This is a genomic window from Kitasatospora sp. YST-16 (assembly GCF_026802215.1).
Taxonomy (GTDB): Bacteria; Actinomycetota; Actinomycetes; order Streptomycetales; family Streptomycetaceae; genus Kitasatospora; species Kitasatospora cineracea.
This window is the reverse complement of record NZ_CP113837.1, coordinates 21,115-33,556: the sequence shown is the minus strand read 5'-3', so window position 1 is coordinate 33,556 and position 12,442 is coordinate 21,115. Positions and strand designations below refer to the sequence as shown.

Annotated in this window: 12 protein-coding genes; 4 read left to right on the top strand and 8 right to left on the bottom strand. The window is 76.2% G+C overall.

The features are described 5' to 3' along the window. The first annotated feature begins 213 nt into the window (after nt 1–213). Nucleotides 214–1,824 (top strand): ATP-binding protein, encoded by a 1,611-nt coding sequence (locus OU787_RS00175; protein ID WP_030462025.1) that lies wholly within the window; start codon nt 214–216, stop codon nt 1,822–1,824. Next, complete coding sequence (locus tag OU787_RS00170; protein WP_030462026.1) at nt 1,821–2,513, top strand: response regulator; 693 nt, start codon at nt 1,821–1,823, stop codon at nt 2,511–2,513. Before OU787_RS00175 ends, OU787_RS00170 begins: the two co-directional genes overlap by 4 nt. On the opposite strand, the gene OU787_RS00165 is transcribed toward OU787_RS00170, so the two are convergent. The 4 genes from OU787_RS00165 to OU787_RS00150 form a co-directional block, all read right to left on the bottom strand. Then, entirely contained in the window at nt 2,486–3,226 is a 741-nt protein-coding gene (locus tag OU787_RS00165; protein WP_268658087.1) for a phosphatase PAP2 family protein, read from the bottom strand. The two genes, OU787_RS00170 and OU787_RS00165, sit on opposite strands and share 28 nt — an antisense overlap. Continuing rightward, nucleotides 3,223–3,870, bottom strand: a complete 648-nt coding sequence (locus tag OU787_RS00160; RefSeq protein WP_268658086.1) for a DedA family protein — start codon at nt 3,868–3,870, stop codon at nt 3,223–3,225. Before OU787_RS00160 ends, OU787_RS00165 begins: the two co-directional genes overlap by 4 nt. 113 nt (nt 3,871–3,983) lie before the next feature. Next, nucleotides 3,984–4,778, bottom strand: coding sequence for a COG4705 family protein (locus OU787_RS00155; RefSeq protein ID WP_442788388.1), 795 nt, complete (start codon nt 4,776–4,778; stop codon nt 3,984–3,986). Between the two features lie 103 nt (nt 4,779–4,881). Next, nucleotides 4,882–5,409, bottom strand: a complete 528-nt coding sequence (locus tag OU787_RS00150) for a hypothetical protein (RefSeq protein ID WP_157852459.1) — start codon at nt 5,407–5,409, stop codon at nt 4,882–4,884. A gap of 186 nt (nt 5,410–5,595) precedes the next feature. Between OU787_RS00150 and OU787_RS00145 the strand changes: the two genes are divergently transcribed. Then, complete coding sequence (locus tag OU787_RS00145; protein WP_030462031.1) at nt 5,596–6,273, top strand: response regulator transcription factor; 678 nt, start codon at nt 5,596–5,598, stop codon at nt 6,271–6,273. Then, nucleotides 6,266–7,708 carry a sensor histidine kinase gene (locus OU787_RS00140; RefSeq protein ID WP_268658085.1) on the top strand — a complete coding sequence of 481 codons (1,443 nt, stop codon included), beginning with the start codon at nt 6,266–6,268 and terminating at the stop codon, nt 7,706–7,708. Before OU787_RS00145 ends, OU787_RS00140 begins: the two co-directional genes overlap by 8 nt. 58 nt (nt 7,709–7,766) lie before the next feature. Here the strand turns inward: OU787_RS00140 and OU787_RS00135 are convergent, their stop codons facing one another. The 4 genes from OU787_RS00135 to OU787_RS00120 form a co-directional block, all read right to left on the bottom strand. Further along, nucleotides 7,767–8,900, bottom strand: a complete 1,134-nt coding sequence (locus tag OU787_RS00135) for an FAD-dependent oxidoreductase (RefSeq protein WP_268658084.1) — start codon at nt 8,898–8,900, stop codon at nt 7,767–7,769. 244 nt (nt 8,901–9,144) lie between these two features. Next, the gene (locus OU787_RS00130) at nt 9,145–10,065 is read right to left on the bottom strand and encodes a LysR family transcriptional regulator (RefSeq protein WP_268658083.1); all 921 of its coding nucleotides are present in this window, start codon (nt 10,063–10,065) and stop codon (nt 9,145–9,147) included. A 55-nt stretch (nt 10,066–10,120) separates the two neighbouring features. Next, a complete protein-coding gene (locus tag OU787_RS00125; RefSeq protein ID WP_030462036.1) occupies nt 10,121–10,795 on the bottom strand; it encodes a response regulator in 675 nt (224 codons plus the stop codon). Beyond that, nucleotides 10,792–12,279: a sensor histidine kinase gene (locus OU787_RS00120; RefSeq protein ID WP_442788387.1), complete on the bottom strand. Its 1,488-nt coding sequence runs from the start codon at nt 12,277–12,279 to the stop codon at nt 10,792–10,794. The genes OU787_RS00125 and OU787_RS00120 overlap by 4 nt, the downstream gene beginning before the upstream one ends. Nucleotides 12,280–12,442: the final 163 nt, after the last annotated feature.

Sequence of the window (12,442 nt, the reverse complement as noted above, 5' to 3'; positions counted from 1 at the left end):
GACCGGGACGCTACGAGGACGGGCGGGGGCGGCGGGAGCCTTGCGGGCGTAACGCGGCTTTGCGGCGTTGAGGGCTGTTGTGCTCGTTTTGCTTCCGCTACAACAACCGGGGAACGAAACGGGGGCGCAACACCGGGCGGGGCTGACAGAAACACGCCGGAAACATAGGGTGGCCACCACCCCGCACCCGGCCTGAGCAGGAAGGACGCCACCGTGGGACGACCGCTCGGACCGTTCCGGCCGCACTGGCCGCGCCGCGTCTTCGCCCAACTCCTGCTCAGCCAGACCGTGGTGACCGTCGCCGTCACCGCCGTCACCGCCGGGCTGTTCCTCGCCCCCGTCAGCGCCGAACTCGACCGCGACGCCATGCAGCGCGCCCTGACCATCGCCCAGGTCACCGCCACCGACCCGGACGTCGCCCGGGCCGCCGCCGACCGCGACCCCGACACCGCGCAGGGCATCGCCGAACGGATCCGGCTCGCCAGCCGCGCCGAGTTCGTCGTCATCACCGACACCGAGGGCATCCGGCTCTCGCACACCGACCCCGCCCGGATCGGCCTGCGGGTCTCCACCGACCCCGAACCCGCCCTGCGCGGCGAGGTCGTCACCGCCATCCAGGACGGCACCCTGGGCCGCACCGCCCGCGGCAAGGTCCCGCTGCGGCTCGCCGACGGCCGGATCGTCGGCGAGGTCTCGGTCGGCCTCAGCGACGACTCGATCCGCGGCCGGCTGGTCTCGATGGCCGGCGGCATCCTGCTCTGCGCCGGCGCCGGCCTGGTCGTCGGCCTCGCCGCCACCCTCGTGCTGGCCCGCCGCCTCAAGCGCCGCACCCACAACATCGCCGTCGCCGACATCGCCGCCCTGCTGATCGAACGCGAGGCCATGCTGCACGGCATCCGCGAGGGCATGCTCGCCCTCGACGCCGCCGGGCGGATCCGGCTCGCCAACGACGAGGCGCTGCGCCTGCTCGCCCTGCCCGAGGACTGCACCGGCCGCACCGTCGACGACCTGCTGCCGCCCGGCCGGCTCGCCGACGTGCTCACCGGCCGGGTCGAGGGCGCCGACCTGCCCGCCGTCCGCGACGACCGCGTGCTGGTCGTCAACCGGATGGCCACCGCCGACGGCGGCGCCGTCACCACCCTCCGCGACCGCACCGAACTCGAGTTCCTGGTACGGGAGTTGGACCACACCCGGGGCCTCACCGAGGCGCTCCGCGCGCAGGACCACGAACACGCCAACCGGATGCACACCCTGCTCGGCCTGCTCGAACTCGGCCGCCACGACCAGGCCGCCGACTTCATCTCCGAACAGTCCGGCACCCAGGCCGCCCGCGCCGCCCGGATCGGCCGCCACGTCCAGGACCCGCACACCGCCGCCCTGCTCACCGGCAAGGCCGCCGTCGCCGAGGAACGCGGCACCCGGCTCACCGTCACCCCCGACAGCCACCTGCCCGACGCCCTGGTCGACGCCCGCGCCCTGGTCACCGTGGTCGGCAACCTGGTCGACAACGCGATGGACGCCGCCCCCGCCGGCACCGTCGAGGTCCGGCTGCGCACCGCCGGCACCACCCTGCTGGTCGAAGTCGCCGACAGCGGCCCCGGCATCCCCGCCGACCTGCGCGAACGCGTCTTCGAAGAGGGTTGGAGCAGCAAGCAGGCCCCCGCCCACCGCCCCCGGGGCCTCGGCCTCGCGCTGGTCCGCCGCCTGGTCGAACGCAGCGGCGGCCGGCTCGCCGTCGGCACCGGCCCGCTCGGCGGCGCCCGCTTCACCGTCGAACTCCCCGAGGCCCTGAGCGCCGCGGAACCCCGCTTGGAGCACGCATGATCGACGTCCTCGTGGTCGACGACGACTTCCGGGTCGCCGACGTCCACGCCGCCTACGTGGCCAAGGTCCCCGGCTTCCGGGTCACCGGCACCGCGCACAGCGCCGCCCAGGCGTACGCCACCCTCGAACGCGCCCCCGTCCACCTCGTCCTGCTCGACCACCACCTGCCCGACGAGACCGGGCTCGTCCTGGTCCGGCGGCTGCGCGAGGCCGGCATCCGGTGCGACGTCATGATGGTCACCGCCGCCCGCGACGTCTCCACCGTGCACGCCGCCATGCAGCACGGCGCACTCCAGTACCTGGTCAAGCCGTTCAGTTTCGCCGGCCTGCGCGACAAGCTCACCGCCTACGCCGAACTGCGGCACGCCCTCGCCGGGCCGTCCGCCCGCGAGACCTCCCAGGACGAGGTCGACCGGATGTTCGCCGCCCTGCGCACCGGTACCTCACCCGCCACCGCCCTCCCCAAGGGCCACAGCGCCCCCACCACCGACCTGGTCCTCGACGCCCTCCGCCGCGCCGCCACCCCCCTCTCCGCCCAGGAGGTCGCCGACGCCACCGGCCTGTCCCGCTCCACCGCCCAGCGCTACCTCAAACAGCTCGCCCAGGACCGCCGCCTGCGCCTCTCCCTCCGCTACGGCGACACCGGCCGCCCCGAGCACCGCTACCTGCTCGCCCCCGCCGCCCGCTGACCACCCGGCCCGGCCGCCCCCGCCGCCCGCTGCGCGCGCAGCCCCAGCAGCCACCCGCCCAGGGCCAGCCAGGCGGACGCCAGCAGCCAGCCGCCCAGCACGTCCAGCGGCCAGTGCACGCCCAGGTAGACCCGGGTGAAGCCGATGACGCCCGCGAACAGCGCCGCCCCCGCCGCCGCGAGCCGGGCGGCCCCGGGCCGGGCCCGGGCCACGGCCACGGCCAGCAGGCCCGCCGACAGGGCGGAGGTGAAGGCGTGCCCCGACGGGAACGCGAAGCCCGACGCGTCGAACGCCCAGTCCGCGACCGGCGGCCGCGGCCGGGCGAAGGCCCGCATCAGGCCCTGCCGCAGCAACTGCCCCGCCACCAGCCACACCAGCGGCGCCAGCAGCACCGCGGCCGTCCGCCGCGCCCCGGCCGTCCGCCAGGCCCCGACCGGCAGCCGCGCCCCGGCCGGGCGGGTGGAGCGCACCGCGACCGCGCCCGCCGCCAGCGCCAGCAGGTACGGGAAGACGTCCGTGCCCAGCGAGGTCACCGCCATCGCCACCGACCGGGCCCAGCCCGGCCGGTGCGCCACGCCCCAGCGCACCGCGGCCGCCTCGAACCCGAACGGCGCCCACCCGTGCACCGCCACCACCACCGCCAGCAGCGCGAACGCCCCGCCGCAGGCCGAAGCCAGCACGACGGGGCGGCGGCGCAGGTCCGCGCCGGTCACCGGGCCCGGGCCCCGCGGCGCGAACGCAGCAGCTCCAGGAGCAGCGGCAGCAGCGAGACCACCACCACCAGGGCGACGATCGGCAGCAGGTAGTGGTCGACGTTCGGGATCGACGAGCCCAGCGCGTACCCGGCCAGCACCAGCCCCACCGTCCACACCAGGCCGCCCACCACCTGCCACAGCGTGAAGGTGCGGACGTCCACCCCCAGGGCGCCCGCCAGCGGGTTCAGCACCGTGCGCACCACCGGCACGAAGCGGGCCAGCACCACCGCCTTCGCGTGCCCGTACCGGGTCAGGATCTCCTCCGCCCGCACCGCCCCGTTCTGCAGGTGCTTGTTGCGGGACCGGGCCAGCAGCGTCCGGCCGCCCCGCTTCCCGATCAGGTACCCGACCTGCGCCCCGGCCAGCGCGCCCACCACCGCGGCGGCCAGCACCTGCCCCAGGTTCAGGTGCGGCCCGCTGTGCGCGCTCGTCGTGCACAGCAGGCCCGCGGTGAACAGCAGCGAGTCGCCCGGCAGGAAGAACCCGACCAGCAGGCCGGTCTCCGCGAACATCACCACCGCGATGCCCAGCGCACCGAACGAGGCCAGCAGCGACCCCGCGTCCAGCGGATTGACGGCCAGCAGGGCCGAGGAGGAGAACATCGTCGAAGCGCCTTTCCGGGGAGGATCCGGGGAAGTGTGAGGCAGGCGGCGGCACCACTACGGCCAGCATGGCCCAGGTGCCCTGAACGGATCCTGAAGACCTGAAGGAGCCTTCAGGAAACGGCCCGCTCCCGCCGACCCAGCCACAGCACCGCGCCCGCGATCACCACCGCCAGCACCAGGCTCACCGGCCCGGTCCCCAGATCCAGGCCGCCACGCTGCCGGCTCACCCCCGCCCAGTCCGCGAAGCACGCGCCCAGCGGACGGGTCAGCACGTACGCCCACCAGAAGGCGAGCACCGGCGGCAGCCGCAGCACCCGGTACCCCAGCGCCGGAACCGCGATCAGCGCGGCGAACAGCAGCCCCGACGGCAGGTAGCCCCAGCCCAGGGTGGCCGCGGTCAGGTCGCCCACCGCCGTGCCCAGCGCGAAGGTCGCCATCACCGCCGCCCAGTAGAAGACCTCCCGGCGCCCGCCCGCCACCGTCTCCACCGCCAGCGTCCCCTCGGTGCGCCGCCACACCGCGAAGACCGCGGCCAGCGCCAGCGCGAACACGCCCGCGGAGAGCGCGTACGGCACCCCCGCGGCCACGTGCGCCACGTCGGCGGCCATCGTGCCGAACACGCTCACCATCACCACCGCCGCCCAGTACACGACCGGCCGGTACCGCCCCGCCCGCGCCTGCGCGGCCAGCGCGACGGCCAGCAGTACCGCCGCCCCGCCCACCGCCGGGACCGGCCCGAACGTGTGCGCGAGGAAGTCGGACGTGGTCTCGCCCATCCCGGTCGTCAGGACCTTCACCACCCAGAACCCGGCGGTCACCGCGGGCACCTTGCTCACCACCCCCGCCCCGGACGGCCGGCGCCGGTGCGTGGGGGAGACGGGGACGGCGGTGCTGCTACTGCTCACTGCGGGGCGTTCCTTCCGGAAGGGGGAGGGGGAGGGAGTGGGAGTGGGTGACGAGGGCGGGACGCCCGGGCCCCGGCGCAGGGCCGGGGGTCGGTGCCGGTGGTCAGCCGGTGAGGGGGGTGTTGCCGGTCAGGGCGCCGGTGGTGCCGTCCACCGTGACCAGGTGGCGGGTGCCGTCCGGGCCGAGGACCACGGCCTGCCAGGCCCGGCCGCCGTCGGCCGCGGTCGCCGCCCGGATCGACTCGGCGCGGCCGCCCGGCACCGCGGACGCCGCCTTGACGAGCGCGTCGGCGGCGTCCAGCGAGGGCAGCGGTGCCGGAGCGGCCTGCCGGGTCGGACGCCCGCCGGACCGCTGTCCGGAGCGGCTCCCGTCGTCTCCGCGCTCGCCCCGGTCGCGCCGCTCGCCGCGCTGCTCCCGGCCGTGCTCCGACCCGTCGCGCTGCTCGCCCCGGGCGGCGGCGGGCCCGCCGCGGTGCTCGTGGCGCTCGTGGTGCTCGGTGGCCGCGACCGCCGCCGCCCCGCCACCGACCAGCAGGGCCGCGACCGCGACCCCGCCGCCCCAGCGGGCGGCCCGCCCGCGCAGCCACGGCGGCACCGTCCGCCCCGCCCCCGACCGCTCCTGCTCGTCCACGCCGCCCACTCCCGCTCGCGTTGCCGGTGTTCCGTGTGTGCCCGGCCCCGGACGGGCCGCCGCCCGGCAGGCGGGCGGGCGCGCGTTCGAAGGCCGGGGCCAGCATGGCCGGGGCGCGCTGAAGGGTTGCTGAAGACCTGAAGACGCCTTCAGCTACGGGCCGCGCCGACCTGCCACCCTGGGGGCATGCGCGTACTGGTGGTGGAGGACGAACAGCGGCTGGCCCTGGCGATCAAGCACGGGCTGGAGGCGGAGGGCTTCGACGTCGACATCGTGCACGACGGGCTGTCCGGGCTGGCCCGGGCCACCGACCGGTCCTACGACGTGATCATCCTGGACATCATGCTGCCAGGCCTCAACGGCTACCGGGTCTGCGCCCGGCTGCGGGCGGCCGGCAGCGACGCGGGCATCCTGATGCTCACCGCGAAGGACGGCGAGTGGGACGAGGCGGAGGCGCTCGACACCGGCGCCGACGACTACCTGTCCAAGCCGTTCTCCTTCGTGGTGCTGGTCGCCCGGCTCAAGGCGCTGGCCCGCCGGATCGGCTCCCGGGCCCCGCGCCGGGCCGTGCTCGGCGACCTGGTGGTCGACTCCGCCGCCCGCACCTGCACCCGGGGCGGCACGCCGATCGCGCTGACGCCGCGCGAGTTCGCGGTCCTCGACCACCTGGCCCGGCGGGCCGGCGAGGCGGTCTCCAAGCGGGAGATCCTCGAACAGGTCTGGGACGCCGCCGCCGACAGCGACCCCAACACCGTCGAGGTGCACATCAGCGCGCTGCGCCGCAAGATCGACACCCCGTTCGGCCGCAGCGCCCTGCAGACCGTGCGCGGCGCGGGCTACCGGCTGGAGCCCGACGGTGGCTGACCGGAGCCCGACGGCGGCCGGCCGGCCCGGAGCGGGGCGGGCCCGGGCGGCCGCGCTCCGGGCCCGCGCGGCCGCCGCCGTCCTCCGCCTCGCGCCCCGCTCGGTGCGCACCCGCACCACCATCGCGGCCTGCGCCGCCGTCGCCGTCGTCCTGCTGATCGCCTCCGCCGCCGTGGTGCTGCTGCTGCGGGTCAACCTGGAGCGCACCGTCGAGGCCGGGGCCCGCGAACAGGCCCTCGCGGTGGCCGGGCTGGCCGCCGACGGGCACCTGCCCGGGCAGCTGCCGCTCGACCACGGCACCGACTTCATCCAGGTCACCGACGCCGCCGGGAACGTCGTCGCGGCCAGCCAGAACCTGGCCGGACGCCCCGCCCTAGCCCCCACCGGCACCAGCGACGGCCACTCCACCTTCGACCTCGGCGCGCTCGGCGACGAGCACCACCAGCGGGTCACCACCGTCACCACCGGCACCCCGTCCGGGCCGGTCACCATCCGGGTCGGCGCCTCGCTGCACACCGCCGACACCGCCGAGGACCTCACCACCGCCGCGCTCGCCGTGCTCAGCGCCGTCCTGGTCACCACCGTCGGCGCGGTCACCTGGCGGGCCACCGGGCGGGCCCTGCGGCCGGTGGAGGCGATCCGCTCCGAGGTCGCCGGGATCGGCGACCGCGACCTCGACCGGCGGGTCCCCGAACCCGGCAGCGACGACGAGATCGCCCGGCTCGCCCACACCATGAACGCCATGCTCGACCGGCTCGAATCGGCCGGCCTGCGCCAGCGCCGCTTCATCGCCGACGCCTCGCACGAACTGCGCAGCCCGCTCGCCGTGCTGCGCACCCAGCTGGAGGTCGCCCACACCCACCCCGACCCGGCGGTCCGCGCCGACATGGTCGCCGGGGCGCTCCAGGACACCGACCGCCTCCAGTCGCTGGCCGCCGACCTGCTGCTGCTGGCCCGCCTCGACGCGGCCGGCCACGACGGCCCCCGCGAGACGCTCGACCTCGCCGAACTCGCCCGCACCACCGCCGACTCCCGCGGCACCCCCCGCCACCCCGTCGACCTGCACGTCCGGGACGGCGCCCTGGTGCTCGGCAACCGCCTGTGGCTGGGCCGGCTGCTCACCAACCTGCTCGACAACGCCCAGCGGCACGCCCGCAGCCGGGTCACCGTCCGGGTCGGCACCGACCCCGCCGACGGCAGCGTCGTGCTGGACGTCACCAACGACGGCCCCGCCATCGCCCCCGCCGACCGCGAGAAGGTCTTCGAACGCTTCACCCGCCTCGACGACGCCCGCAGCCGCGACCACGGCGGCACCGGCCTCGGCCTGCCGATCGCCCGCGACATCGCCACCCTGCACGGCGGCACCCTCACGGTGGCCGACGGCCCCGGCACCACCTTCCGCACCCGCCTCCCCGGCCACGCCCCCGCGTCCTAGGCCCTGTCCGGCCGAACCGCCGGGCCGGGTGCGGTGCCCCGGGACTCGGCGCGTTCGGTCACTCGGGGCGGGGCCGGTCGAACAGGGTGACCACGCTCTGCGGTGCCTCCGGGCCGAAGAAGACCTCCAGGTTCCGCGCGGAGCGGCCCGCGGCTTCGCTGCCGCGCGGGAACAGCCGCTCCTCGTAGGCGGCGAGCGCGGTCTCGGTGTCGTCGGGTCGTGCGGCCAACTCGCCCGCCAGGTCGGCGCCGTCGTACATGGCGAGGTTCGCGCCCTCACCGGCGAAGGGCGACATCAGGTGCGCGGCGTCACCGACGAGCGTCACTCCGGGCACCCTGTCCCACGCGAGCCCGACGGGAAGGGCGTGGACGGGCCGCAGCCACGGCTCCGACTCGCTCCGGGCCACGAAGGCGGTGAGCAGCGGTGACCAGCCGTCGAACTCGGCGGCGACCCGGCCGAGGGCGGCGGTCCGGTCGCCGGAGGCGATCGGCCCCATCCACTCCTCGGGCCTGTTCAGCGCCGCGTATCCGCGCACGTGCCCGTCCGCGTACCGGTGGACGAGGATGCCCCTGCCCGGGGCGAGCGCCATCAGCGTGCCGCTGCCGATCGCGGCCGCGCTCGCCCGGTGGGTGCGGTCGTCCGGGGTGAGGGCGATCTCGACGAAACAGGTTCCGCTGTAGGAGGGCGTGGCGGGGGTGAGCAGCGGCCGCACCTTCGACCAGGCGCCGTCCGCGCCGATGACGAGGTCGGCGCGCGCGGTGGAGCCTCCCGCGAAGGCGAGGTCGTAGCCGCCCGCCGTGCGGTGCCGGAGCGAGGTGAGCTTGTGGCCCCACCTGATCGTCCCGGGTGCCAGCGAGTCGATGAGCAGGCGCCGCAGTGCGCCGCGATCCACCTCCGGGCGGGCCGATCCGGGGTCCGCGGGCCGGTCGAACAGGACGGTGCCGTGGCGGTCGACGACGCGCTTGGCGTCCTCGCCCGGGCGGACCAGGGCGAGGAACCCGTCGTACAGGCCCGCTGCGCGGAGCGCGACCTGTCCGGTCTCCTCGTCGATGTCGAGCAGGCCGCCCTGTGCGCGGGCCGTTGCCGAGGCCTCGCCCTCGTAGATCGTCGCGGTGATGCCGTGGGTCCGGAGCACCCGGGCGAGCGTGAGCCCGCCGAGTCCGGCTCCGATGATGGCGATGGTCTTCTGCATGCTGCGCTCCTGGGTGGCGCCGACAGGCGTCGGCGGCGGTCGGCGCCGTGAGCGGGTGCGACGGTCCGCTCTCGGCCGGAGACGCTCACCGGTCAGAAGCTCTCTGCATCGATGTACGAGCGGTGCCCGGTGGATGGACGTACGGGGCACCGTTTTTCGCGATCCCGCAACTATAGCCCGGCAGTTGCGACGTACCGGACCGGACGCGTCGCCGACGCGTTCGCAGAGCCCATGGAGGAGGACGCTACCGGTCGGAAGCGTCCGGAGCGGCGAACAGGTCCTGGAGGGTCCGGGTCGCCAGGTCGAGCAGCCAGGTGTGGGCGGGGTCGTCGTCGTAGCGCTGGTGCCAGAGCAGGTAGAGCGGCACGGGCGGCAGGTCGAACGGCAACGGCAGTGTGGTCAGGCCCAGTTGGTCGCGGGCGGAGCGGGTGACCGCGTCGGGGAGGGCGACCACGACGTCGGCGTCGCGGGCGAGTTGCAGGGCGGTGTCCGTCGCGGGGGCGGAGACGATGACGCGGCGCTCGTGGCCGAGGGCGGCGACGACGTCGTCGACCCGGTCGCGCAGGCTCCCCCGCCGGGAGACGGTCACGTGATCGGCCGCCGCGTACCGCTCGACGGTCACCGGCCCCTCGGTGAGCGGATGACCCGCCCGGACCGCGAGGATGATCCGGTCCCGGCCGATCAGGCGGTGCCGGATGTCGGGCTGGGGCGGGGGCCCGGCACTGGAGGCCACATCGACCTCGCCGCGCCGCAGCTCGGGGGTGTCGTGGCCGGGCTCGACCGTCAGGCGCATCTTCACCTTCGGGGCCTGGCGGTGCACCGCGGCGACCAGGGCGGTCCCGCAGGCGGTGGTGAGGGCGTCGTGCAGGCGGACGGTGAACACCCGCTCCAGGCCCGCCAGATCGAGGTCCGTACGGGCGGACAGCAGTCGGTGGGCCTGCTGCACCAGGACGTGGACCTTGGTGCGCATGGCCAGTGCGCGAGGGGTGGGCGTCATGTGGCGTCCGGTGCGCACCAGGATCTGGTCGCCGGTGGCTTTGCGGATGCGGCCCAGCGAGCGGCTCATCGCCGGCGCGGTGACGTGGAGCCGGTCCGCGGCTCCGGCCACGCTGCCCTCTTCCAGCAGCGCGTCCAGAGCGGTGAGCAGATTCAGATCCAATTGCATGGCAGTAACTATATGAGTGAAAAATCATGCACTTGTTGTTACGTCAGGAAGCCTGCTAGGACGGCGGGTTGGGCCGGGTCAGGCCCAGGTCGTAGGCGAAGATCACCGCCTGGACGCGGTCCCGGGCGCCGATCTTGGCGAGGACCCGGCCGACGTGGGTCTTGACGGTCGACTCGGACAGCACCAGGCGCTCGGCGATCTCGCCGTTGGTCCAGCCCTGGCCGACCGCGAGCAGGATCTCCCGCTCCCGGCCGGTCAGCGCGGCCAGCCGCGGGTCCTGGTCCACCGCCCCGGGCAGCCGCACCGGCAGGTGGTGGGCGTACGCGTCGAGCAGGCGGCGGGTGATCGCGGGCGCCACCACCGCGTCGCCCCCGGCCACCGCCCGGACGCCCGCCAGGAGCTCCTCGGGGCGGGCGTCCTTGAGCAGGAAGCCGCTGGCCCCGGAGCGCAGCGCGGCGTGCGCGTACTCGTCCAGGTCGAAGGTGGTCAGCACCAGGACCCGGGAGCGGCCGCCCGAGGCGACGATCAGCCGGGTCGCCTCGATGCCGTCCATGCCGGGCATCCGGATGTCCATCAGCACCACGTCCGGCCGCAGCTCGGCGGCCAGCCGGACCGCCTCCGCACCGTGCCCGGCCTCCCCGGCGACCGAGGTGTCGGGCTGGCTCTCCAGCAGCATCCGGAAGCCGAAGCGCTGCAGGGGCTGGTCGTCCACGATCAGGACGCTGGTCATGCCGGGCCTCCGGCCGGGTCGAGGACGGGCGGTGCGGGCGGTGCGGGCTGAACGGGCGGGGTGGACGGGACGGGCTGGGTGGACGGAGCAGGCGGGAGGAGCGGGGCGGGCGGGGCGAGGTCCAGGTCGGCGACCGGCGTGACGTCCAGGTCGGCGACCACCGACCAGCCCCCGCCCGGGGCCGGGCCCGCCGTGACGGCGCCACCGTACAGCGCGGCCCGCTCCCGCATGCCGGTGACGCCCTGCCCGTCCCCGTCCGGAGCGCCGCCCGGCCCGCTGCCGGGGCCGTCGCCGCCCGGCCTGTTGCCGTCGCCGCCGTCGTCGTCCACCCGGACCAGCAGCCGGGCCCCGGCCAGCGAGACCGACACCCGGGCCCGGGCCGCGGGGCCCGCGTGCTTGAGGGTGTTGGTCAGCGCCTCCTGGACGATCCGGTAGACCATCAGCTGCACCCCGCGGTCCAGCGACTCCAGGTCGCCCTCGGTGCGGTGCACCACCTCCGGGCCGGCCGAGCGGATCCGCCCGCACAGCCCGGCCAGGTCGGCGATGCCCGGCTGCGGGGCCAGCTCGGGGCCGTCGCCGTGCTCGCGCAGCACGCCCAGCATCCGGCGCAGCTCGCCCAGCGCCTGCCGGCCCGAGTCGCCGATCAGCGCCAGCGCCTCCCGGCCGCGCTCCGGCGCGGAACGGGCCGCGTACGCGCCGCCGTCCGCCAGCGTGATGATCACCGACAGGTTGTGGCCGATGATGTCGTGCATCTCCCGGGCCACCCTGGTCCGCTCGGTCGCCGCGGCCAGCCGGCTGCGCTGGTCGCGCTCCACCTCCAGCCGGGCCGCCCGCTCGCGCAGGCCCGCCAGCTGCGCCCGGCGGACCCGGACCGCGATGCCCACCGCGACGGCCGCCGTCACCGCCGCGGCCAGGAAGAACAGCACGTCCCACACCGACACCGCCGAGGACAGCCGGAGCGCCACCACCACCGCCCCCGCCGCACTGGCCGCGCACGCCCAGGCCAGGGTGCGCAGCCGCCCGTGCAGGGCCAGCGCGTACAGCGCCAGCAGCAGCGCCGCGTCCGCCCGCAGCGCCGCGCCCAGTGACCACTGCACCAGGAACACCGCGCCCACCACGGCGAACGCCGTCCCCGGGCGGCGGCGGCGCCACAGCAGCGGCAGCAGCAGCGCGGCCTGGAAGGCCAGGGTGGCGGGCAGCGGCAGGTGGGTGAAGACCACGTGGTGCTCGCGCGGGCCCTCGTCGTCCTCACCGCGCACCAGTTCCGGCACGCAGAACACCAGGAACGCCCCGGCCACCACGGCCGCGTCCAGCAGCCACGGCCACCGCCCGTCCAGCCCGCGCAGCCGCTGCCCGGCCCGGGCGAGCCGGTCCAGGAACGGATGGCCGGACTCGGGCCCGGAGGTGACGGCGGGGGCAGTGGGGACGGGGGCAGGGGAGACGGGGACAGCGGGGACGGGGACTGGGGTGGCCGGGTCGTGCACGGGGAACCCCCGGGGGTGGTCGGACGGCGGGTGCCGCGGGGCCCCGGCGCTCGGTGCGGCCGGGGCCCCGCGGCAGGTCAGTCTGTCAGGCGCGGCGCGTGCGGCCGAAGCGCCCTCGCGCGGTGTCGCCCGCGCGTCGCGTCGCCGGTGCGCCGTGCGGGCG